Raw genomic sequence first — 24855 nt, 5'->3', positions numbered from 1 at the left:
TATGGTTCAGTATTTTACAGAAAAAGGTCCAACTTATAATGAAGTCATAGAGATAATTAAGAAAAAATATGGTAAGAATGCTAGGGTTATGACTTATAAAACCGTTCCTCATGGAGGAATTTTAGGTTTATTTAGCAAAGATTGGGTTGAAGTTTCAGGTTATGTTAGATATGACATTGGTAATCAACAGATTAATGTTGAAGATGAAAAACGAAAAATTCTTCAAAGTATTAAAAGAGAAGAAAATTCTTCAATTGAAGATGTGCTTAAAGAAGTTAAGTCTCTTAAAACAGAACTTGCTCATAAAAAAGAAAATATTAATCATCCAACAATTACAAAAATTGAAGACATTTTAAGGGAAAATGATTTTTCTGAAAACTATATTAAAGACATTAATGAGTTTATTAAGAGAGAATTTAGTTTGTCAGATCTTGATGATTATGAGAGGGTTAGAGAGGATGTTGTTTTGTACATTGCAAAGACAATTAAATGTTCAGGATCTATTATTGATAATCTTAAGAAAAGGGTTTTTATTTTAGTTGGTCCAACAGGTGTTGGAAAGACTACCACAATTGCAAAACTTGCGGCAATTTATGGTATTAATGGGGAATCTAAGAGTTTAAATATTAAAATTATTACTATTGATAATTATCGTATTGGAGCTAAAAAACAAATTCAAACTTATGGTGATATTATGGGTATTCCGGTTAGAGCAATTGAGTCTTTTAAAGATTTAAAAGATGAAATTACTGATTCAAAGGATTTCGATCTTATACTTGTTGATACAATTGGTAAAAGTCCTAAAGATTTTATGAAGCTTGCTGAAATGAAGGAACTTCTTAATGCTTGCGGAAGAGATGCCGAATTTCATTTGGCTGTAAGTTCTACTACAAAAACATCAGATGTCAAAGAAATATTTCACCAATTTTCTCCTTTTAATTATAAAACTGTGATTTTTACCAAAGTGGATGAAACCACTTGTGTTGGAAATTTGATAAGTTTGATTTATGAAATGAAGAAAGTAGTTTCTTATGTTACGGATGGGCAAATTGTTCCTCATAATATCAGTGTTGCAGAACCACTTACTTTTATTAGAAGAATAAATGGCTACAGAATAAGTGATGACTCAGAGTTTATTAAGAAGATAAAAAGTAAATCTTATTATTAAGGAAAGTTATAATGGAAGATCAAGCTCAAAGTTTAAGAGATATGATGAGATTAAACGGTAAATTTAATTTTTCAGTTGATGAGAAAGTTCAAAACAGTAAAACAAGATTTATTGCTGTTAGTAGTGGCAAAGGTGGTGTTGGTAAAAGTAATATTGCAATTGGACTTGCTCTTAAATATTCTGAGCTTGGTAAAAAGGTATTAATACTTGATGCAGATATTGGAATGGCTAATGTTAATATTTTGCTTGGAGTTATCCCCAAGTATAGTATATATCATATGATTGCTCAAAGTCGTGATATTAGAGAAGTAATAACAAAGACCGAGTACAATATTGATCTTTTAGCCGGTGCTTCTGGTACAATGGAGCTTTTAGATCTCTCTGATGTTGATGTTAATAAATTTATAAAAGAATTATTAAAAATATATGAATATGATATAGTTGTAATAGATACTAGTGCTGGAATTTCAAGGCAAGTTATTTCGTTTTTGCTTTCTAGTGACGATGTTGTTATTGTTACTACTCCAGAACCTACTTCTATTACTGATGCTTATGGAATAATAAAGGTTTTGTCTTATAAGATGGAGAATTTAAAAAATTTAAGACTTATTGTTAATAGAGTAGCTAATGTTAGTGAGGCTAAGGGAGTTGCTAAAAAGGTTATAGATATTTCGGGGCAATTTTTAAATTTAAATATTGATTATTTGGGTCATATTTATGAGGATCAAAACATTAGAAGTTCTGTTTTTAAGCAAAAGCCTTTTGTTTTGGTAAATCCAAATAGCAAAGCTAGCTATTGTCTTGATTCTATTGTTGCCACCCTTGAGGAGGTTTCTCTAGATAACAGAAAAAGAAGAGGGGTTATAGGTTTTATATTAAGATTTTTTGGTGTGGAATAAGACATTATGTTTGTAAGCAGGGAATTAAAGTATATTTTATTAGCTAGTGTGTCAGCACTGTTTATGTCAGCGGTTTTAGGTTTGTTTTGTGGCTTATCATTTTTTACAATCTTAATTAGATCTTTTTTACAGTTTGTATTTTTTTTTATTATTGGACTTTTAATTGAGTTTATCTATAAGAAATATTTATCGAATCTTTTTTCAACGGAATTGTCTGGTGATATGGAAAATAAGCTTAAAGATGATAAGAAAAGTGACAAGGATTTTAAAGAGAATCTTAATTTTCAAAATAAGAATTCTCTTTATGAGAAGTCTCAAAATAACAGTGGTAGTGTTGATTTTATAGAAGAGGTTAAAAAGTATAAATTTGATACTGAAGACATGAGTAGGGGGAGTGACAAAAATAAAAAAATTTCATTTATTGAAGATAATGATCCTAAAGTTGTTGCAGATGCTATTAAAACTTTAATGAGCAAGAAGGAATAAATATGGATGACAGGGCTATAAATTTTTCTGAACTTTGTGATAAGATGCGATCTTACTTAGAAAGAGAAAGTCATGTTGATTTGATGGAAATAGAAGCAGATACCCTTGAAGAGGCCTTAAATGATGCTTCTTTGGAGCTTTCGGTGCCTTATAAAGAATTAGATTATGAGATTTTGTCAAAAGGTAGTAGTGGTATATTGGGATATGGAAAGAGAAAATGGAAAATAGTTGCCTATAGAAATTCTTCTAGCAAGCCTAAAGTGTCTCTTGATTCAAAAAATGATTCAGGCAAAGAAGAGGTGATTTCATCAGATGGTGAATTTTTTATCAGGAAATCTTCAAAAGGTGTATTTCTAAAGGTTATCTCACCAAAGGGACAAGGAATTCCTATTAATTGTCAAGATGTTATTTCTAAATTAGAATTACATAGCAATATTGAAAATTTCAATAAAGACATTGTGAAGGGTATAGTTGAGAATGCTAGTGGATATTATGAAAAAATTGCTGATTTTGAATCTGATCCTTCTGAAAATGTCACAATGATGGTTCAAATATCAGAAAATTCAATGTCAGTTACCATTGAATTTACGGCGCCTGGAATTAATGGAGCTGAAATTTTTGCGCAAGATATTTTTAATATTCTTAGAAAATATGGAGTAATAGATATTGCAATACTTAAGGATAAAGTAGCAAAATTTGTGGATTATCCTGTTTATGGCGAGCCTGTTGAACTTGCAAAAGGGTTAGAGCCAGTAAAAGGCAGGGATTCTTATATTGATTTTATTGTTGATGAAAATAATAGGCTTGGTGAGTATGAGGTTTCAAGCATAGGATTTAGAAATGTTATTGAAGGCGAGGAGTTAGCCAGAATTATTCCTTTTGGTAAAGGTATAGATGGTTATACCGTTTTTGGCAAATTTTTAAAATCAGAGAGTGGACAGGATATTAATTTTATTTTGGGCGAGAATACTTTTAAAGATGGCTATAAAATTCGGGCAAAATGTAATGGATATATGTCTGTTTCAGACGGTGTAATATCTGTTCATAATATTTATTTAGTCAAAGGTGATGTTGGGCCTGCTACTGGGGATATAGTAAATAATGGGATGGTTCTTGTGCAAGGCAATGTTTTGGACGGATACAATATTATGGCCAAAAGTGGAATAGAGGTGAAAGGATTGGTGGGCCGGTGCAATTTAAAAACGGATGGGTCTATTATTTTTCATAGTGGCGTGAATGGTAAGGGTGATTCTAAAATTTATGCTCGAGGTAATGTTAGGGCTAAGTTTTTAGAAAATGTTACTTTAAATTGTGGCGGGGAAGTTGAAGTTTTAAGAGGTATTGTGAATTCTTCAGTTTCTTCTAAAAAGAGAGTTCTTTGTATCGGTAAAAAATCAAAAATAGTTGGTTCTAATGTTTATGCCAAAGAAGAGGTTAGGGCTTATTCTATAGGTTCTGATAGAAGTTGTGAAACTTGCATTGATGTTGGCTATGATCCTGAAATTAAAGATTTATTAACTAGATTTACCAGTCATCTTGAAAAGATTGAAAAGCGATTAGAAGTTTTAACTAAAGATATTGTTGCTTTAAAAAAGAATATTGTGCTTATTACAGATAAGGCAGAAAAATCCTTAAAGATTGATAGTTACAATGAATTTGTTAATGAGAGTAAAATTCTTAGAATGGAAATAAAAATGATAGAGGCTAAGCGAATTGATTTGCAAAATGAGCTTGAAAATACTAAGATAGAGGGTAAAGTTTCTGTTGAAAATATAGCTTGTTTAGGTGTTAAGCTTTATATTAAGAATGCTTTTTATGAGCTTTCAAAAGATTACAACAATGTTACTTTTGTAGAGGATGATAATTATATTAAAGTTATGACCTATATTCCTTTTAAGGCTAGGTGAATGATCTTTAATATAGGGATTTGTATATGGATACATTTGAAGTTTTTAAGATTTCTGTTGTTGGATCTTTTAAAGCTAGACAATTTTTAAATGAAAGTGAAAAGCGTAAAAAATTAAAAATTAATCAAAATGCTAGGTATAGATTTTTAAGAGATTGTCATACTGACTCTGAGGTTAGCAATGTGTGTGTAGTTAGCAAGGTCGAGGATAATTATTTACTTTCGTTTCCAGTTAAAAAAAATAAGAATGAAGAGAAGGTAATGCTTAGTTTATATTCTGATAAATTTGAAGATCCTAAAATTGGCAAAAATGTTAATATTAAGAGATAAAATGTTTTAGGGTTTTTATATGTTTATTGTTTTTTATCTTATTTTAATTATATTTATGTTTATATATTTTCATGTGTATGTTAATTTGAAAATAAAATCTAATAGCATACTTAGAAAGTTCAAAAGTGAGGTAGATAAAACAATTATTGAAATTAATCAAGCTACAGATAGAAATATAAATATTATTGAAATAAAAATTGAAAGTTTAAATAGAATCATTAAAGAGGTTGACGAGAGAATTGAAATTCTTGATCAGAGATTGTTAGGGTTTAACAGTACTATTCCTGGTAATAGTCCTTCTAGCTTTGGATCGAAAAGTGATGGAATTTATAAAAGCAATTTGGATTATTCTATGCCTACTATTGAAAAAAATATAATAAAAGAAAGTTATAATGTTCGCAATCAGATTATTTTACTACATGAACAAGGCATGTCTTTTGAAGCTATTGCTAAAAAGTTTAAATTAGATCTAGGTGAGGTTGAGTTAATTATTTCAATACATAGGGGAGGTATTCATGAAAAAATGGATAGGTATTGATCTTGGAACCACAAATACTGTGGCATCGTATTTTGATGTTAGTTCTAAGATAATATTAAATGAAATGGGTGAGCGAATGACTCCTTCCATTGTTTCTTTCTCAGATAAGGATGTTTTTGTTGGAAGTGCCGCTAAAAATCAAATATTAGTCAATCCACAAAAAACATTTTATGATTTTAAGACCAACATAGGTTCTAATAATTTTTATAAAGTAGATGACGAATTTTATAGAGCAGAATATATTTCAGCACATTTGCTCTCTAGTGTTAAAAAGAATGCTGAAAAATTTTTAGATGAAGAGATTGAAAATGTTGTTATAACAGTTCCTGCATATTTTTCTGAGATTCAAAGAAGATGTGTTGTTGAGGCTGCAAATGTTGCTGGTTTGAATTGTAAGGCTATACTTAATGAACCAACCGCAGCTGCTATTGCTTATGCCTTTGAAAGACAGATCGATGGAATTTTTCTTATTTATGATCTTGGGGGTGGAACTTTTGATGTAACTCTTATGGAAAAACAAGGCGACACTTATACTGTTCTTTCGGTTAAAGGGCAAAGTCGACTTGGAGGTAATGACTTTAATAAAATCATTGAAAAGCATGTTTTAGATAGTTTTAAAAATGAATGTCCTGATTTTAATCTAGAAGATATTTTTCTTCTAGAGCAACTAAGAGAACGAATTGAAGAGGGTAAAAAAAATTTATCTATTATGGAAGAGGTTGATATTACTTTGCTTTTCCTTGATGGTAAGCATTTAAATTATAATCTTAAAAGGGATGAATTTAATTCAATGATAAGTGAATATATTGACAAAACTATTCAGTTGTCTATGGAATGTATTGCTGATTCTGGGGTTGATATTAGTAGTGTTTCAAAAATCATACTTTCTGGTGGTTCAACAAGGATTCCCTTAATTGAAAAAGTTTTAAAGGAATCCTTTCCTTCTGTTGCAATTTTAGATGCTTTAAATCAAGATGAGGTCGTAGCTATTGGCGCAGGTATTCATGCTTTTAGTCTTTCTAAAAATGACTCTGTTATCAAGTTTAAGGATGTGACTCCTTATTCTCTTGGACTTGAGATAAAAGACAATGAATTTTTTACTTTAATAGAGAGAAATGCTGCTTTACCAATTTCTAGGAGTAAACTATTTACGACTACCAATGATTATCAAGATGAAATTGAGATTCACATACTTCAAGGTGAATATAAAAAAGCCTCTTTGAATTATTCTATAGGTAGGTTTTCTTTTGGCAATATTCAAAAAGCTTTAAGAGGAATTCCTAAAATAGAGGTACTCTTTACTTTAAATGAAAGTGGTATTTTGAGTGTTAATGCTAAAGATTTAGAGACCAATTCTTCTAATTTTATTGAAATAAAAATTACAAGTTCATCTGACAATGTAGCAAAAGAAAGTCTTTCAAGCACTTTTACAAGTATTATTGATTAAAAGCTTAAATAAACAAAGATATTTTTTAAAAGTAATAAATTATTTTTCCCAATATGTTGTCAATTTTTATAAATCCATAATCTCTTGAGTCTAATGAGATCTGCTTGTTTTCTCCTATAACTAGATAATGGTCTTTAGGAATTTTTTTAGTATTTTTTTTTAAAATATTTTCATCTATTTTAAAGTTTAAATCATGTATGCATATTTTATTTTTTTCTATTTGTTTAAATTTTTCTCCTGGAATTGCAAAAATTTTTTTAATGGCAATTTTGTTTGTTATGGGGTCTGTAATAAGTACCATTTCATTTTTTTTGGGTTTTTTCCATAATAAAAGGTATTTTTGGCGGTTTTTAAGCCTAATTCCATATGCAAACTTATGATTTACAATCCAATTTTTTTCAAATATTGTTGGGCTCATTGATTCGCCTTTTACTATGTAAAATGATAAGAACAACTTTATTAGGGTTATTAAAAATAAGCAAGCGGCTAAAATCGACGCTAGTTCATATTTGTGAGCTTTAAATATTCTCATAACTTTTAAACGATGCTTTCAGTCAAATGCAATTTTCTATTGTATAATGAAATAGCATGTTATGATTATACCAAAAAAAAAACAAAGGGTAGAAAAACGTAAAAAAAATTTTTTATTCAATAGTAAAAAGAATGTTAATTTTGAATTAAAAGATTTTGCAAATATTTCTAATATTGGCAAAAGAAGAAAAAAAGGTTTCAAGTTTAAGAACTTTTTTAAAAAAAAAATCAATTTTTTTAAAAAAGTTTCTTTATTTTTTTATAATCTTAAAATCCAAAATATTAATCATTATGAATATAAATATTATTATAAGAGCTTAAGAGAGAAAATTTTTGATATCTTTAGTGTAAAATTCGATTATAAGCTTATTTTTAAGCTTAATGCAATAATCTTTGTTTTTATATTAATATTTTATATTAATATTTTTTCTTATTATGGTTCGTATGTTTTTTTAAATAGGCTTTCTTTACCCAAAGATTATTTTATTGATACATTTTTATATTATAGCGATCAAGATGTAGCTCAAATTAGTAGTTATTTGCCCGAATCTAATGTTTCTTCAAATGTTCCTGGATTTAAAAAAAATTTTGTATTAAAGGTATTTGATCATAAAATTAAGCCTGGAGAAACGCTTTCACATGTTGCAGCTAGATATCAAATAACTAGTGAAACTCTGATTTCTTTTAATGAAATTAAAGATGTAAGAAATATTAAGCCAAATTCAATTATTAAAGTTCCTAATATGAAAGGAATTGTTTATGTTGTTAAGAAAAATGACTCTATTTCATCTATAGCCAGTGCTTATAATGTTCCCAAAGTTGATATTTTAGATTCTAATAATCTTGATAATGAAGTGTTATCTTTAGGGCAAAAATTGTTTATTCCCGGGGGAAGATTGCCCAAAGATTTTTTAAAAGAGGTTTTAGGAGAGACTTTTATTTATCCTGTGCAGGGTGTTATTACTTCAGGATATGGTTATCGACCAGATCCTTTTACAGGAGTTATTAGTTTTCACAATGGAATAGATATTGCAAACTTAGCTAATACCCCTATTAAAGCTTCAAGAGAAGGCATTGTTGTAACTGTGGGATTTAATGCGGGAGGGTACGGAAAATATATTGTTATTTCTCACAGCAACGGATTTCAAACTTTATATGCACATTTGAATTCTTTTGCCGTTAAGGTTGGTAAAAAAGTTTCAAGGGGATCGGTAATAGGTTATATGGGGAGCACTGGCTATAGTACAGGCAATCATTTGCATTTTACTATTTTTAAGAATGGCAAAACTGAAAATCCTATGAAATATTTAAGATAATATTTTTTCATGTGTATTTAGATATGTTAATTTTTTTAAGTATTTGAGTTAGTTTTTTGCCTTCTACTAGATCAATAAGTCTTCCTTCAATCATTTGTTTTGCCTTTAAAGAGAATTTTGATGGAGCAATACAGAGTCCTTTTATTTTATTTTCTTTTATTTTTGAAATGAAATCTTTTAAGAACAATTCACCAAAAGTATCTTGTTCAGTTCTTACAAAGCGCACTATTAAATTTTCTTCCCATTGATTGTTAGCTAGGTGAAAGTTTATATCAATAAATTGTGTTGTTATTTCGTTTATTTTGGAATCTCTTATTTGAAATTTATTTAAATATAGTTTTAAAATAATTTCATTTGCTATTTTTTCAAAATTTTCTTTTGAGCTGCGTAAATATATTCTTAAGGCTATATTTTCGTTTAACCTTTTGCTAAATTCTAATTTTTCTTTAATATTTTTGTAATTTGGATCAATCTCTTCAACTTTGGTAAAAGCTTCTGTAGCTTTTTGATAATTTTCAACAGAGATTTGGAGTTCTCCAAGATTATAAAATAATTCAAGGAAAATTTTTTTAGGCAAGTCAGGTTTTACTTTTATTATTTCTTTAATATTTTGTTCTAATTTTTCTAATTCTTTATTTTTTGAATTAATCTCAGATGTAATTAATAAGGCTTCATAAATCATTCCGTCTTTTTGTTTTATTTTGTTAGCAATTTCTATTGCTAAATGGTCTTGATTCATTTTTGACAAAGACTTAGCATATGCCAAAAGAGCTTCAATGTCGTCTTGTATATTTTTTTTTATATTGTTGAATATCATAACAGCTTGTCTATAGCTTTCCAGATTAAATAAAGTTATTCCTAGGTATTTTAGGACATCTTTATTATTTTTATTAAAATTGTGAACTTTTTTAAGATAGTAAAGAGCTTCTTTATACATTTCGTTTTTTAAAAATGCTATGCCAAGATAATAATTTGCATCCTCATCTGTTTTTTTTATCAGAAAAGCTTTTCTTAAATATTCCAAGGCTTCTCTGTTAAAATTTCTTTTAAGATTATAAAATCCATAGCTTAAAAAAGCTTTAAATGTGTTTATTTCTTGACTTATTGGGTTGTCTTCTATTAATTGGCATAATTTTTTTGCATATTTTATTCCATTTTCATAGTCTTTATTTTTATAGTAGTAATTATTTAAAATTTCAAGTGCACCTATTTCGTTTGGATTTGTTTTTAATAGAGAAATTGCTCTTTCGATTAATTTTCGTGTTCTCTCATCATCTTTTTTGATTTTTCCCATATTTTTACCTATTGTAAGTTTTAATGCTATTTTAAAAAATAAAAATACTAAAATAAATACTGTAAATGAAGAGATTAATATAAATAGTGACAGCACTTGTATTGCTCCTAAATTAAAAATATCTCATTAATTTGCATCATCATAGTTACTTTTAATAAAAGTTATTTGCTTAAAATAAAAGTAATTTGTAAGTTGAATATCACATTATTTATATTATATTATAGTTATAATAATAATGATAACTATAATTAGTGCATAAGTTTGATTTCAATAAAATTAACAAAGCAAAGAGGTTATGATTTTTGAAAGGGTTTTTAGCGATAAAATTATCTAATAATGAGTATTATTCGGTTTTAAATTTAGATGATAGTTCTGTTAAGAGAATAATATTGGGCAAGGTTGAAGGTGATACCAGTATTAAGTTGAATTTTTATGTTAGTGAATATGAAGATTTTTCAGATCCTTTTTTAGTTGGTTCTTTTTTCTTAGATAATTTAAGAAAGGAAAGTTCAAGTATCAATGTTTATTTTAAAGTTATGGATGAAATACTTTATGTTTATAGTGAGTCTGATGGGATTCAAGATAAATCGAAGTTTGATTTAAGTCTTGTAGATTTTAATCAAACTTTTAAAGGATCTAATAGGGATAACCCTTTAAATGATTTTAAAAGTAACATTGGCAATAATTTGTCTGTTGAAAATTTGGGTTCTGGATTTGATTTAAATTTTGAGGAAAAAGATGATTTTGTCAAAAAAGATGTTTCTGATGTAAGTATGCCTACTATTAATTCTTTGGATCTAAAAACCGAAGAAGATCAAAAAATTGAAACAAATGATTCAGATTTTGATGATAATGACGATGATAGTCTTGTTGATTCTAAAGAGCTTAATTTAGAAAATGAAAAAATCAAGCATATTGACAAGAGATCTTTAAATCTTAATAATTTTGAGTTTCAAAAATTAGAAGATTCTTCTTTAGAGGAAGAAGAAGATTTGCGTGATTTAAGCGTTGAAGACATTATTGCAGATATTGATAAAGAGTTAATAGATACTTCAGATGAAGATGTTGAACTAGATCTTAGAGAAGATTTTGAGAATGATGAGATGAAAAATGGTTTTAAATTAAATTCAAGTGAAGGAGTGGTTCATTCTCCTATGTTGTATTTGAGCCTTATTTCTCTTTTTCTTTTGATATTTTTTTCTTTGTTTTTAGTTTTTTCAAAAATTTTAAAGCCTAGAGATTTTGTTTCATATTACTTTGAATATGGTAAAAAGAGAATTGAGAGATATGAAAAAGATCAATATATTTAATAGAAGTTCTTTCGTATTGCAAAATTTTCTTTTTCTTTTTTTATTTTTAAGTTTGGTTTCTTGCTTTGCAAAAAAAGAAATCTTGGGCCCTAATTTTATTAGGGCGCATTCAAAAGAGTTTGATTTAAATAATTTAAATTGGTTGTGGAATTTTGATTATTCAAAAAAAAATTTTGACAAGCATTTTAATATAGATCCGAGTTCTTATATATATGTTGCTTATTTATTTAAAAAAATAGGATTTGAAGAAAAATTTGTAGAGTATATGAAAAAGGCTATAGCTAATGGGGATAGTATTGCATCCCAATTTGCTGGAATTAAGCTTATTGAATATTTTAACTCAATAAAAGAATATTTTGCATCTGAATTGATTGGGGAGAAGCTTTATAAAAAATACGAAAATAATAAATTTATTATCTTAGGTTACTTTAAAAGTCTTTATTGGCAAAAGAAAAACGATAAGGCACTTAGTCTTTTAAATAAGCTTGATAAGATGGAATTTTCTGATTATCAGGAAAATGAAAATATTTTATTAAAAGCAGCTCTTTATCTTAATCTTTCTAATATAAGTGAGTCAAAAATATATTTTAATGAACTTTTTGAGAATTTACCTGCAAATTATTTACATGTAAGAGCTTATGATTATTTTATTATTGAAAATAAGTCTAAATACTTTGGTGCAAATTTTTTAAATCTTGTTAGATTTAAGTATGAAGTGGCAAATGGCAATTTTAATAGTGCAATAAATATATTAAATAAAAATGGTTTAAATGATTATTATGACAATAACATTGTATTAAGTGATATTTATAAGGCTTTTATTAGTTCTGGCAAAGTTTCAAATGCTTTAACATTTTTTAGTAAAATAAAGAGCAAATATAAAAATTATTATTTAGGTATTTTAAATCTTAGAGAAAAAAATAATTTAGGACTTCTTCTTTTAAAAGAATATCTTGAAGGCTTAAATCTTAGTAATGAGATTAATAGGCTTGATTTGCTTAATACTGCTTTTAGCAATTTAATTTTTACTAAGAGTGCAAGAGATTATTTCGCCGAAAGCGTAGCCAAGTTTTATACTGAAAGCGATAAAAAAAATTCTACTTTTATTAAGATTTTAGAAGATTATATTTTAGAATCAATTCAGCTTGAAGACTATGGCAATCTTTATAAACTTTATTCTAATGCTCAAAAAGTTATTTCTAATTCTATTTTATCTAAGCTTGCTTTTATTAATGCAAGGCTTATTTATCATAAATTAATTAAACCTGGTGTAAGCGGAGAATATAAGAATCTTTTGCATTCTGCTGTTAATTATGATAAATGGTCTTATTCTTCATTTATGAGCAGATACTTGCTAGATCAAAATATTGATGAATTTTTTACAGGTGGGTCTAATATTAAATATGAGCAATCGGATTATGAGATTTTTTTGGAAGGGTTTTTAAAATTCAATCTTTGCAATTATGTTAGAGGGTTTATTTCTGAAGATTTTAGGAATGGATATAAATTTTCACTCGATTTTTATCGAAAAGTATACGATGAACTTTTAAAGAGTGAAAATTACTACGATGCAACTCTTGTGATTAATTATCTTGTAAATCAAGATGAATCGGCTTTGATGGAAAATGATTATAAAAGGCTGTATCCTTATTTGTATGGATCTTTGGTAGAATATTGGTCTAAAAGGCGAGGGCTTGAAACCAGTGTTGTATTTTCTTTAATAAAGGCGGAGAGTAGTTTTGAGAAAAATGCTGTCTCAAAACCAGGTGCTGTTGGCCTTATGCAGGTTATGCCATCAACAGCAAATGATATTTCTAAAGAACTTAAGTATTTTAATTATGATTTAAAGATTCCAAAAGATAATATAATAATTGGAACATATTATTTGAAAAAAAGAATATCTACAACCGGCAGTCTTTATAAGGCTCTTGCATCTTACAATGGAGGCATTGGCAATGTTAGAAAGTGGGAAAAAAGTTATGGACATTTGTCAAAAGAGCTTTTTATTGAGGCAATTCCTTTTAGTCAGACTAGAAATTATATTAAAAAAATATTGGTTTATTCGGTATTTTATGACGCTTTGTATGAAAAAAAGGGAATGGATTCGGTAATAGTTAAAATTATGGGCGAATTTCCCAAAAATTAGTGTGGAGCATTTAATGACAAATATTTTAAATGCAATTATTTTGGGTATTGTTCAAGGCATTACAGAGTTTTTGCCAATATCTAGTTCGGGACATTTATTACTTTTTAGGCATTTTATGAATTTAAAGCTTTCAATAATATTTGACATTTATTTACATCTTGCAACAGTTTTAGTGATTATTATTTACTATCGCCAAAGGATTTTAGAGCTTTTTTTAACTTTTATTAGATTCTCTTTAAGAAAAACTGGTAAATCCGATTTAGAAAATTTAAAATTAATGCTGCTGATATTAATAATAACTATTGTTACCGGAGTTGTTGGAATTTTTATTTCGAAATACGAGAGAATGTTTACATTGCCTTTTGTTTTAATTAATTTTATTATAACAGGGATTTTAATCTTGATGCTAGAATTTAATTTTTTAAAAATTGATTTTAAAGGCAATATTTTGTTAGTGGGAATTTTTATGGGGCTGATGCAGGGCTTAGGTGCATTCCCGGGGATCTCTCGTTCAGGAGTTACAATCTTTTCTGCTTCGGTTATGGGATTTAATAGAAAAAGTGCATTTGAAATTTCATTTTTATCTTTAATTCCAATAGTTTTTGGAGCGATTTTGTTAAAACATAAAGAATTTTATGATATTTTTATGGTTTTAAATTTTTTTGAAATAAACTTAGGAGCATTGGTTGCTTTTGTTGTTGGTATTTTCTCAATAAATTTATTTTTTAAAATGCTTAATAACAAAAAGCTGTATTATTTTTCGATATATTTATTTGCACTTTCAATTATAAGTTTGTTATTTTTTTAGAATATGAAAGATTTTTATCAGTATTTTCAATTTTTGTTTTTTTTCATGCTTTCAGTTATTTCTTTTTCTCTTTTTGTAGCATTGACTCCTTTAAGCAATGTATTTATATTTTTTGTTTTTAATTTATTAGGACAAATACTTCTTAATGTTTTTTCATTTTTATCATTTTATTTAATAGTATATCCAATTGTTAATTGGTACGCTTATAAAAAACATATTTTTACTAAACGATTTGTATTTAATTGGAATTATACCGTAATATTGTTTTTCACTTTAATATTTTTAATAAAAATTAATTCTAATGTTGAAAAATCTTATTTTATTAAGATATTTCTTATTAATTTTGGTATAGTATTGGGGAATTTTTTTATTTTTACCCTTTTAATTTTAGAATTTGTTGTTTGGATTTACTTGAATTATGTCTTTTTTAAAGATATTAATTTTATTTTAGATGCTTTTAAGTTTTTAGAGTTTAAGATTAAAATTTTGTTTGAAAATATATTAAGTTATTTCCCCTTTTCAAATTCATTAGATGTAAAAAAAGATATTAAAGTTTATGGAGATTCTGCAGATGATCTAAAAGATTCTCAAGGTTTTGATGATAAAGAGAATATTATTAATGATGAGGAATATCAAGCTTTATGGTCATTTAGCGCTTTTTTAAGAAACAATAAAAAACCTTCCAATATTAATTTAGACAAAACTGTTTTTGAAGGTTCAGATCTTGAAGAAGCAAGCCCTTTAAATAAGGAGACTTCAAATGATAGCGCTTTAAATTCAGATGAAAATGTAGATGAAATTGATGGGTCTTGTGAGTACAAATATTTAGACAATCTTGAAGATAATAAGTTAATTCTTAGTGGAAAAGTTAAAGCCTGTGAGATAAGGACTAAGGGCATAATTAGTCAAGTTGCTACTTCTCATGTTTATAACGAAAATGTATCTTTGAATAAAAAGAGCGATTCTTACGTTATTGATATTTCAGTTTTTGACCAGAAAGAGATTAAAAATGATGTAGAGGATATTGAGTATGATAAAGAAATTCAAAAGCAATCAATGATTCTCCAGGAGACATTAAAAGAGTTTAATATTAATGCCAAATTAATTGATATTATTAAGGGCCCTGTTGTGACAATGTATGCTGTTCGTCCAGATAAGGGAATTAAGCTTTCTAAGATTACTTCTATTTCTGATAATATTGCCTTAAGGCTTGCGGCTATTAGGGTTAGGATTATTGCTCCAATTCCTGGCAGAGAAGCTGTAGGAATTGAAATTCCTAATAAAAGGCGTGAGTTTATTTTGATTTCAGAGATAATAGACAGCAAGGAATTCAGAGGTGATTTTAAAATTCCTTTTGCTCTTGGAAAAGAAATTAGTGGTGAAAATATTGTTTTTGACCTTGTTAATTCTCCACATTTATTGATAGCTGGTGCAACTGGGGCGGGTAAATCTGTTTGTGTGAACTCGTTAATTGCTTCAATTATTTTTTCAAAATCTCCAGATGAAGTGAAATTAATTATGATAGATCCCAAAATAGTTGAGCTTAAACTTTTCAATGATATTCCTCATTTATTAACTCCAGTTATTACAGATGTCAAGAGAGCTTTAGAAGCTCTTAGATGGTGTCTTGATGAAATGGAGAGAAGGTATGTGCTTCTTGATAATTTATTGGTAAGAGATATTTCTTCTTATAATAAAAAAATAAAAGATGAGAATTTAAATTTAATGGTTTTGCCATATCTTGTAATAATTATTGATGAATTTGCAGATCTTATTCTTTCTGCAAGAAAAGATTTGGAAAATTTAATTTCTAGGCTTGCTGCAATGGCTAGAGCTGTGGGGATTCATTTGGTTCTTGCAACCCAAAGACCCTCAGTCGACGTTATTACGGGGGTAATAAAAGCCAATTTTCCTTCAAGGATTTCTTTCATGGTAGCCAGTTCTATGGATTCTAGAATAATTCTTGGTTCTTCTGGTGCTGAAAAGCTTTTAGGAAAAGGGGATATGCTTTATATTAGTTCTTTAAATCCTTTTCCCCAAAGAATTCAGGGCGGATTTTTAAAGGAAAGAGAAGTTTATAGACTTGTTGAAGAGGTTAAAAAATTCGGTTCTCCTAATTATATTGATGATGAAATATTTATTGATAGCGTAAAAGAGCCAGATTTAGTTGCTCTTGGACCTTCTGATGAACCAATGTTTGATGAAGCTCTTGAGATTGTTAAAGTTACAAGAAAAGCATCAGCATCTTATCTGCAAAGAAGGTTGAAGATAGGCTACAATAGAGCAGCTAGAATTATTGAAATTATGGAAGATATGGGATATGTAGGACCTGTTAATGGATCAAAACCAAGAGAGGTATTAATTTAAAATAAAGAGATATCCATTTGAACATCTCTTGTGATCTCTATCTATTAGTTTTTTGTTTTAACTTTCTTACTTTTTTTGCTTGTTTTCTTTTAAAAGCTTTTTCCTTTTTTACACGTATTGTGGATGGTTTTTCATAGTATTCTCTTCTTTTCCATTCGCGAATAATTGCTTCTTTTTCAATCATTCTTTTAAAACGTTTCAATGCTTTTTCAAGATTTTCATTTTTGTCCACAGTGACTGTTACCAAAAAATCACCTCCTTTTACTCTATTCTTTTAATATTATTTATTATTTTATTTTTGTCAATAAGCATGTCATTTAAAAGGAAATCTGGGTTTATTGCTATGCCATTAATTCTTACTTCGAAGTGTAAATGAGGGCCTGTTGAGAGGCCTGTATTTCCAGTATGTCCAATATATTCCCCAGCACTAACTATTTTATTTTCACTTATTCCTAATTTTGAGAGGTGAAGGTAAATTGTGAATACGCCCGGTAAATGTTGTATTATAAGGGTATTGCCCGTTAGCTCTCTATTTTGTGCAAATACAACTTTTCCTTTACCAGCAGCAAAAATTGGAGTATTTTCTCTTTTAAATGGGGCATAATCAATTCCATTGTGCATTGTATAATTTGAAATTTTTTTGCTACCTTGCATGTAAAGCCTTAAATCTCCGTATTGGCTTGTTACAATATATTGATCTTTTATTGGTTTAACTAAAGCATCATAGTGGTATATTGTTGTGTCTCCAGTATTGCCAATAATATTCCACAAAACCAAAGCCTGTTCTTTTTGTTTTATTGATTTTTTTTGGGTTATAAGCTTGGCTTTTTCTTTATTAAAGCTAATTTTTGTTTTTTTGAAGTTAAATTTTTTTATTTCTATTTCTTTGATGTAGCTTTTATTTTCGAATTCTATTTGAATTTTTCTTTTACCCTCTTTTATCATTGGTGTAATTCCCATAAATGCTATGTAATAAATTTTACTTCCCACTGTAAATTTAAATGGAGAAGAGCTTATGATTGGATTTTTATTTGTGCTTAAAAGTGATAAATTTTTAAAATTTTCGTTACTTGCAAAGTATATGTAATCTCCTTGAAATGCCTCTTTTTTATATTGGACTTTAGGAACAGTATTTGTTATTTCTGAATTTATATTTTCTATTCCTAGAATACATAATATAAGTAAAACTTTTTGTATTCTATGCATTGATTTGAGTGCTCTTTTTTATGTCTATGATTTTCAAAATTTTTTCCTTAGGACAATAAAAATCTTCATTAACTGTAAAAATGATGTCTAAGTATTGATCTTCTTTTATATCCAATTCTTCTATTGTTTTTGTTCCGTTAAAAAAAATAGCTTTATAGTAATCGTTTTGTGATTTAATGCGCATGTTTATATGTTTTGAGCTATGATTTTTGTCAATTATTTTGAGTTCTTGAAGATAAGCATTTTTCATCATTAAGATTGGCTCTCTAAATTCATAGCCATAAGGTTCAAATATTTCTATTGTTTTGAAAAGAGAATCTTTTGTTAAATTCTTTGGAAGAATGGCATCTATTAGTATTGACTTGTTTTCATCAGTAGATTCATATTCAACTTTTGTAGTTGCGTATTCCAATTCTTTAATAAAGTCTTCTAGTAAATTTTCATGCAGCGTAAATCCAGCAGCAGCTTTATGCCCCCCCGAATTTATTACTAAATGGGAAGGTATTATTGATATTAGTGTTTTTGAATTGATTTTATTGTTTGATCTAATTGATCCTTTAATAATATTGTCTTGCTTTGTTAAAAAAATAGCAACTTTTTGGTAGTAAGCAGAAAGTCTAGTTGCAATTCTAGAACTTATTCCTTTTGGGGTATTTTTATCATAGCAGACTATGAATTTATCGTTTTTAAAAATAGTATTTTTATTATGCGAATTCCAAGCTTTTTCTTCTTTGTGTTTTCTCAGTTCGTTGATTTCTTTTATTTCTTTAAATTTATTTTCTATTTGATTAATGTCGTTAGTTAGTAAAAAATTTATTGCAATATCTGCTTTTTCAAGCCTTCCTGTTGAGTTTAGTATTGGTGCAATTCTATATGCAACATCCATTGAATTTATATTTGGTTTTGTTAATATGTTTGCATCTTTTAATAGATAGTTAATAGACATTCTCTCTCTTAGTGCGATTTCTTTAAGCCCTACTTTTAGGATTATTCTGTTTTCATTAATAATGGGCATATTGTCCGCTATTGTTCCTATTGCAACAAAGCTAAGTCTTTTTAGACATTTTTGGAGCAAATTTTTGTTAGTTTCAAAAATTACATTGTAAAATATATAGTAAAGCTTGTCTTTAATCTCAACTTCTTTATATTTGAAATATTTAGTTGCTTGGATTAAGTCAGTTAATGTTTTTTTTCTAAAATTTGGATATTTTTTTATAAAATTTTCACTAATATCAATTGTGTTTATGTTTATATCTCTTGCGAAGTGTTTATTTAATAATTGGTCTTGATCTTCTTTATTAAAGATTACTACGTATTTGTTTTGTACAAATTTTTCTAGTTTGTTTGAGTTAATTAAGGGTTCATTGTTATTATTTAATTTTAGATATTGTTTTAGAATGTAGTTGTTTATTTCTATTGCATGAAGAATAATTTCATTTTTTGTGTTTTCTAAGAATAAAAATACAAGATTTTTAGAATAAAGGTCTGTAAAGGACATGCTAAGAGCAAGGCAAGTTTTAAAACTTACACAACATCCCGCTATTTCTTTGAATGGATATTTGTCATCTTTTAAGTGAGGATTTATAACTATGCTTTCAGTTTTAAAGTTTTCGCTTGGAAGATGGTGGTCTGTTATTATTATTTCTATTCCTTTAGAATTTGCATAATTTATTTCTTCAATGCTAGAAATGCCATTATCAACAGTTATTATTAAAGAGATTTTTTTTTCTAAAGCTTTGTTGATCAATTCATTTGAAAGTCCATAAAATTCTCCATTTGAAGGTATTTTATAGCTTACATTAAGCCCAAAGTCTTTAAGAGTTTCATACATTATTATTGTTGCGGTGATTCCATCAGCATCTTTATCTCCAAAGATTAATATGTTTTCATTATTTTTGATTGCTTTATTAATTCTGTTTATAAATTTATCTATATTTTTTAATAAAAATGGGTTGTGTAATAAATTTACACTGTCTTCAAGAAAAAACATAAAATCTTCTTCTTTGATTTCTCGTTTTATGAGTAAAGTTGCTTCAAAGGTATTAATATTATATTGCTTGGCAATGCGAGTTAATTCTTGGGCTTGTATATTAGTTTCTTTTTGTTTCCAAATTTTCATTTACTTCTCTAGAATTTATTTTTAATCGATTTTTCAAGGATTCTTCTTTACTAACTTCACCATAGATTAATTTTAAGTAGTAGCATTATTTTTTTTTATTGAATGGTGTAGTTTTAGTGGATTGTAATTTTTACTGTAATCCAAATTCATGGGCATAATTTTAACTGTGTAAATTCTCATTTTATCATTTTATAATAAAAAAAAATATTATTAAATGAATTTCCATAAAATATTTGTTTTGTTATAATTAGCTTAGGAGATTTCAAGTTTTATGGATAAATCTAAGAAAGCTAGGTCAGGGGATAAAAAAAAAGAAAAAGTTGTAGCTGGAATTTTGCCTCATTCTAATAAGCCCGCAAGAGTTCCTTTAATAGCGGTTCCTTCTCACCCAGTTTTTCCGGGGATGTTTATTCCTATTGTTATAATCTCTGATTCTGATATGAAAGCAATCGATTATGCTATGAAAGGCAATGGAATCATTGCCTTGTTTGTTTTGAATGATAAATTTTTAGGGAAAAACAACAATAATGCTCAACAGAAATTAATTATTGATTATAGTAAAGATATTTATTCTGTTGGAGTTACTGGAAAGATAATAAAAAAAATTAATCTTCCGGACGGAGGTTACAATATATTTGTTTCAACTTTTGATAGGATTAAATTTGTTAAAGTTGTTCTTAATGACAAGTTTCCCATAATTGAGATTGACTATTTAAAGCAAATTCCAGTTAGAAAAGATGATGTTCAGTCAAAGGCAGTTTACAGTAGTATTTTGCTTAGAACTAAAGAAATATTTGCGCATAGAAAAATGCCGGAAATTCAATTAAATATGGTTAATATTGAGGATAAGGGAAAACTATGTGATATTGTGGCCAGCACTATTTCATCTTCAAAAAATGATCATCAAATAGTTCTTGAAACTTTAAATGTAAAAGATAGGCTTAAAAAAGTTTTAGAACTGATTTATGAAGAGCTTAATTTAATTGAAATTCAAAATAAAATTGCTAAAGGCATTCAAGAGAGATTAGAGAAACAGCAAAAAGAATTTTTCTTAAAAGAACAGCTTAAGGCTATTAAAGCCGAACTTGGCATAGGAGATAAAAAAAACAGCGATTTAGAAAAGCTTAAAACCAAGCTAAAGGCTTTAGAGTTAAAGGGAGAGCCTTTAGAGGTAGTTGAAAAAGAGTTAGAAAAATTTTCACTTCTTGAGACAAGTTCGGCTGAATACATTGTTGTTAGAAATTATCTTGAACTTATTACTGAGCTTCCTTGGCGAGATTTAAAAAAAAATTTTGATAAATTAGATTTGCAAAAATCTAAAAAAATTTTAGATAAAACTCATTATGGAATGAACGAAGTTAAGGATAGAATTATTGAATATATTTCTGTTCTTAAATTAAGAAAGACTCAAAAGGGGGCGATTATTCTTTTGGTGGGACCTCCTGGTGTGGGGAAAACTTCTATTGGAGCAGCTATTGCAAAGGTTTTGAGTACCAAGTTTTTTAGATTTTCTGTTGGTGGAATGCGTGATGAGTCAGAGATTAAGGGGCACAGAAGAACTTATGTTGGTGCTTTGCCTGGAAAAATTATTCAGGGCTTAAGAATTACCAAGACAAATTCTCCTGTTTTTTTAATTGATGAGGTGGATAAAATTTCATCTTCAAGTTATGGAGATCCTTTTTCGGTTCTTCTTGAAGTTTTAGATCCTGAACAAAATGTTAGGTTTAGAGATCATTATCTTGATCTTCCTTTTGATATTTCGAATGTATTTTTTATTTTAACCGCTAATTCTGTTGAAACAATACCAAGACCTTTGTTAAATAGAATGGAGGTTATTGAAATTTCTGGATATGTTGATAACGAAAAAATAGAGATTGCAAGAAAGTATTTAATTCCCAAAGTTTTAAGTGAAAACGGAGTTGATAAAGATTCTTTAAAATTTCAAAGTTCATCCCTTGTTCAAATTGCTCAAGAATATGCAAGAGATAATGGGGTGAGAAATTTTGAAAAATATTTAAACAAAATTGTAAGAAAGGTTGCTAGAAAGCTTATTGAGAATACTGAAGTTAAATCTTATCAAATTTCCAATGACAATCTAGAAGAATATGTTGGTGTGCCTGTTTTTAGAAAGGAAAGTATGCCTAATGCTATGTATTCGGGGATGGTAATGGGCCTTGCTTGGACAAATTATGGGGGTTCAACTTTAATGATTGAGACTGTAAAGACAGAGTCCAAGGTGGGTGGAATTAAATTGACAGGTAGACTTGGGGATGTTATGAAAGAATCTGCTAATATTGCCTATACTTATGTTAATAGCATTAAAGAGGATTTGAGTATTAGTAAATCTTTTTTTGAAAAAAATATTATTCATTTACATATTCCAGAAGGAGCTACCCCAAAAGATGGGCCTTCTGCGGGAATTACAATAGCTAGTGCTTTTATTTCTCTTGCTCTTGATAAGGTTGTTAGACCTCATTTGGCTATGACAGGAGAACTTTCTCTTACTGGGAATGTAATGATGATAGGGGGTCTTAGAGAAAAAATAATTGCAGCAAAGCGTAGTGGTGTTGAGCATATTATTGTTCCTAAGGCAAATAGAGTTGATTTAGAAGAGATTCCTATTAACATTAAAAGCGGCATCAATTTTTATCTTGTAGATAATATGCGCGAGGTCATTAAATTATTATTTTAATTTTTTAAAATTGTTGTTTGAGTCGAGTTTTACTCTAGGTTTAAATAAATGAATTAATAATGGGAGAAGAGTTAGCGATGCAAGAGATGTTGTTAGCATTGTAAAAGCAATTATTGCTCCAAGAGTTGATATTATTTTATAAGACGAAAATGTTAGAGTTAAAAATCCTATTCCAACAGAAATGGAATTTGCAAATATTCCATTAAATACACTGGGAATTGATTCAAGAAGTGCAGTTTTGTAGATTTGGTTTTTTTGGTATTGTAAAATAAACGTATTGAAAAAATGAATTGAATAATCTACTCCTACTCCCATGCTTACAGATGCAATTGTTGCTGTTGCGGGGTTTAAGGTTATCCCAAATAATCTCATTACAGCAAAGTTTAAAAACACTGACCATGCTACTGGGATTGCAATAATTATTCCGGTTTTTATAGATTTGAAGAAAAACATAAGTAGCAGTGTTATTGATCCAAGAGTTGTTATAATGTTCATAACCTGTTCTTTTACCATTGTTTTAGCTATTAACACCTTATCATAAACCCCTGAGAAATGATATTTATTATTTTTCGTATATTCATTAATCGTTTTAATAGCATATTTTTCAAATTTTTTTATTCCTTCAGTTGAGTTGTCTTCAATTCTTACTATGATAGATATTAATGACCAATCCTCATTAATGTACATTTTTTTATTGTCTTTAGTCCAATCGCTTCTATCTACCAAGTTTATTAGTTTGTTTAGTATAATTTTGTTTTCAGGCAGTTTATACTCTAGTGGAGATTCTTTTTTAATTTTAAAATTTGTAAATTTTAAAATTCCATTAATAGAGCTGGATTGAGTTTTTGCAGAGAATGCATCAAGTTTATCTGTAATTAAGTCTAAGGTTTGCATTGCTTTAGCATTTTTAAATTCACCGGGTTTTCCTTCAAGCTCTATTTTGAAAATCGATATTCCCCCCATTTCTTTTTGCATTAGGTTTAATGTTTTTTTTACACTTGTGCTTTCTTTAAAGTAGTCTTTTTCATCAAAATTGATTTCGATTTTTAAAAGACCTACAAAAGAAATTCCCAGTATAATGAGGACCATTATAGAGGATATATATTTTCTTTTTAATATAGATTTTGTTATTTGTGTATTTAGTTTGGCAAGTTTTTCAAGGAAAAATATTTTATTTAGTTTATTTTCTTTTTCTTTTTCAAAAGATCTTTTTTTTGCAAATGGGATTAATGTTATTATTCCAGGTAAAACAGTTAATGAGATTATCATTGAGATAATGACTCCAATTGACATGAAAATACCCATTGTTTTGTAAGCATTAATTGAAGAGGTTGTAAGAGATAAAAATCCAAATGCAGTTGTAAGAGATGTTAGCAGAATGGGTGTTTTGAGTCTTTTAATTATTGTTTTTATGGATTCTTTTGAGAGTTGTTCTTTTTTTATTAATTTAAATATTTCATTTATTATGTGTACAGCATTGGCGCATCCGATTGAAATAAGTAAAACAATCATCGAAGTTTCTGGCACTGTAATAGGGGATTGTACAAGTCCTTTAATTCCAAAAGTCCAAACCAATGATAATAATGCAACAAAAATAGGAATTAATGCGCCAATTAGATTTTTTATAATAAGATAAAGTGAAATTATTACTACAAAAGTAGCAAGAGGTCCTAAGATCTTGAAGTCTTCAACCATGTAGTTTAAGATTTTTTCTCTTACTATTAAATCTCCTGTAAGATATAACTTTAAATCATCAGTTTCATATTTTTTAATTGTTTTTTCCATCTCATCAAGTTCAGTTTTTAAATTTCTACTGAAGTTAATTTTGTCACTCTCTGTTGGGATTATTATGAAGTATATTAAATTTTCTGAGTTGCCCAAGAATGTGTTTTTTACAAATGGAGTTGACTTTATTTTATTTTTTATTTCTTCTATATCTTTATCTGTGTAGATTTCTTTTTTAAATTGTGGGAAATAAGAAAATATGCTTGTAACTGCATTTGGAGATACTTTTAAAATTCTGGTTATTTCATCGATTACGCTGTTTATTGTTTCAAAATTTTTTTTATTAAAAATATTTTTTTTATCTTGAAATATTACTATTGTAGATAAAAGTGAATTACTTTTGTCAATGTCTATTAAGCTTTCAGTTTCTTTAGTTTTGGGTATAAGTTTTAAGATGTTTGCATCGAATTTAAGATTTTTTAAAAAAAATCCTAAAAAGATAGTAATTAGGATAAATATTGTAAATATAATTCCTTTATATCTAATGCTTAGACCTTCAAAGTCCAT

18 protein-coding genes and 1 pseudogene are annotated in these 24855 nt (G+C 27.9%); 13 read left to right on the top strand and 6 right to left on the bottom strand.

Translation table 11 applies throughout. The features are described 5' to 3' along the window. The first annotated feature begins 1 nt into the window (after nucleotide 1). From flhF to BBIDN127_RS01300, 7 genes are read left to right on the top strand one after another with little or no spacing between them, the layout of a single operon-like run. Entirely contained in the window at nucleotides 2-1168 is a 1167-nt protein-coding gene (gene flhF / locus BBIDN127_RS01330) for a flagellar biosynthesis protein FlhF (protein WP_014023517.1), read from the top strand. Nucleotides 1169-1179: 11 nt separating this feature from the next. Continuing rightward, entirely contained in the window at nucleotides 1180-2067 is an 888-nt protein-coding gene (locus tag BBIDN127_RS01325; RefSeq protein ID WP_002556868.1) for a MinD/ParA family protein, read from the top strand. Between the two features lie 6 nt (nucleotides 2068-2073). Further along, nucleotides 2074-2553, top strand: a complete 480-nt coding sequence (locus tag BBIDN127_RS01320) for a hypothetical protein (protein ID WP_014023516.1) — start codon at nucleotides 2074-2076, stop codon at nucleotides 2551-2553. 2 nt (nucleotides 2554-2555) lie between these two features. Then, complete coding sequence (locus tag BBIDN127_RS01315; RefSeq protein WP_014023515.1) at nucleotides 2556-4460, top strand: FapA family protein; 1905 nt, start codon at nucleotides 2556-2558, stop codon at nucleotides 4458-4460. Between the two features lie 26 nt (nucleotides 4461-4486). Further along, nucleotides 4487-4789, top strand: a complete 303-nt coding sequence (locus BBIDN127_RS01310) for a hypothetical protein (RefSeq protein WP_014023514.1) — start codon at nucleotides 4487-4489, stop codon at nucleotides 4787-4789. Between the two features lie 19 nt (nucleotides 4790-4808). Then, a complete protein-coding gene (locus BBIDN127_RS01305) occupies nucleotides 4809-5327 on the top strand; it encodes a DUF6115 domain-containing protein (protein ID WP_044054943.1) in 519 nt (172 codons plus the stop codon). Beyond that, nucleotides 5305-6774: an Hsp70 family protein gene (locus BBIDN127_RS01300; protein ID WP_014023512.1), complete on the top strand. Its 1470-nt coding sequence runs from the start codon at nucleotides 5305-5307 to the stop codon at nucleotides 6772-6774. The genes BBIDN127_RS01305 and BBIDN127_RS01300 overlap by 23 nt, the downstream gene beginning before the upstream one ends. A gap of 25 nt (nucleotides 6775-6799) precedes the next feature. On the opposite strand, the gene lepB is transcribed toward BBIDN127_RS01300, so the two are convergent. Then, the gene (lepB, locus tag BBIDN127_RS01295; protein ID WP_044054942.1) at nucleotides 6800-7306 is read right to left on the bottom strand and encodes a signal peptidase I; all 507 of its coding nucleotides are present in this window, start codon (nucleotides 7304-7306) and stop codon (nucleotides 6800-6802) included. A gap of 61 nt (nucleotides 7307-7367) precedes the next feature. On the opposite strand from lepB, the gene BBIDN127_RS01290 reads away from it, so the two are divergent. Then, nucleotides 7368-8621, top strand: coding sequence for a peptidoglycan DD-metalloendopeptidase family protein (locus tag BBIDN127_RS01290; RefSeq protein WP_014023510.1), 1254 nt, complete (start codon nucleotides 7368-7370; stop codon nucleotides 8619-8621). Between the two features lie 7 nt (nucleotides 8622-8628). Here BBIDN127_RS01290 and BBIDN127_RS01285 read toward each other — a convergent pair whose 3' ends face one another. Next, complete coding sequence (locus tag BBIDN127_RS01285) at nucleotides 8629-10011, bottom strand: tetratricopeptide repeat protein (RefSeq protein ID WP_044054941.1); 1383 nt, start codon at nucleotides 10009-10011, stop codon at nucleotides 8629-8631. A 206-nt stretch (nucleotides 10012-10217) separates the two neighbouring features. On the opposite strand from BBIDN127_RS01285, the gene BBIDN127_RS01280 reads away from it, so the two are divergent. The 4 genes and pseudogenes from BBIDN127_RS01280 to BBIDN127_RS01265 all read left to right on the top strand — a co-directional run bounded on the left by BBIDN127_RS01280 (nucleotide 10218) and on the right by BBIDN127_RS01265 (nucleotide 16546). After that, nucleotides 10218-11225, top strand: coding sequence for a hypothetical protein (locus tag BBIDN127_RS01280; RefSeq protein WP_014023507.1), 1008 nt, complete (start codon nucleotides 10218-10220; stop codon nucleotides 11223-11225). Then, nucleotides 11218-13371: a flagellar assembly lytic transglycosylase gene (locus BBIDN127_RS01275; RefSeq protein ID WP_044054995.1), complete on the top strand. Its 2154-nt coding sequence runs from the start codon at nucleotides 11218-11220 to the stop codon at nucleotides 13369-13371. Before BBIDN127_RS01280 ends, BBIDN127_RS01275 begins: the two co-directional genes overlap by 8 nt. Before the next feature lie 13 nt (nucleotides 13372-13384). Further along, nucleotides 13385-14186, top strand: a pseudogene (locus BBIDN127_RS01270) (undecaprenyl-diphosphate phosphatase). Continuing rightward, nucleotides 14183-16546 carry a DNA translocase FtsK gene (locus BBIDN127_RS01265; RefSeq protein ID WP_044054940.1) on the top strand — a complete coding sequence of 788 codons (2364 nt, stop codon included), beginning with the start codon at nucleotides 14183-14185 and terminating at the stop codon, nucleotides 16544-16546. Before BBIDN127_RS01270 ends, BBIDN127_RS01265 begins: the two are co-directional and overlap by 4 nt. Before the next feature lie 37 nt (nucleotides 16547-16583). On the opposite strand, the gene rpsU is transcribed toward BBIDN127_RS01265, so the two are convergent. From rpsU to recJ, 3 genes are read right to left on the bottom strand one after another with little or no spacing between them, the layout of a single operon-like run. After that, nucleotides 16584-16793 carry a 30S ribosomal protein S21 gene (rpsU, locus tag BBIDN127_RS01260; protein ID WP_002656880.1) on the bottom strand — a complete coding sequence of 70 codons (210 nt, stop codon included), beginning with the start codon at nucleotides 16791-16793 and terminating at the stop codon, nucleotides 16584-16586. A gap of 14 nt (nucleotides 16794-16807) precedes the next feature. Continuing rightward, on the bottom strand, nucleotides 16808-17752 hold the full coding sequence (locus BBIDN127_RS01255; protein ID WP_014023503.1) for a M23 family metallopeptidase: 945 nt from the start codon (nucleotides 17750-17752) through the stop codon (nucleotides 16808-16810). Then, a complete protein-coding gene (gene recJ, locus BBIDN127_RS01250; protein ID WP_014023502.1) occupies nucleotides 17745-19871 on the bottom strand; it encodes a single-stranded-DNA-specific exonuclease RecJ in 2127 nt (708 codons plus the stop codon). Before recJ ends, BBIDN127_RS01255 begins: the two co-directional genes overlap by 8 nt. A 271-nt stretch (nucleotides 19872-20142) precedes the next feature. On the opposite strand from recJ, the gene lon reads away from it, so the two are divergent. Continuing rightward, complete coding sequence (lon, locus tag BBIDN127_RS01245; RefSeq protein WP_014023501.1) at nucleotides 20143-22563, top strand: endopeptidase La; 2421 nt, start codon at nucleotides 20143-20145, stop codon at nucleotides 22561-22563. Here lon and BBIDN127_RS01240 read toward each other — a convergent pair. Then, nucleotides 22555-24855 (bottom strand): efflux RND transporter permease subunit, encoded by a 2301-nt coding sequence (locus BBIDN127_RS01240; RefSeq protein ID WP_014023500.1) that lies wholly within the window; start codon nucleotides 24853-24855, stop codon nucleotides 22555-22557. The two genes, lon and BBIDN127_RS01240, sit on opposite strands and share 9 nt — an antisense overlap.

This window comes from Borreliella bissettiae DN127 (genome assembly GCF_000222305.1).
Taxonomy (GTDB): Bacteria; Spirochaetota; Spirochaetia; order Borreliales; family Borreliaceae; genus Borreliella; species Borreliella carolinensis.
Note: the sequence above shows the minus strand (reverse complement) of the source record. Positions and strands in the feature narration are given on the sequence as shown.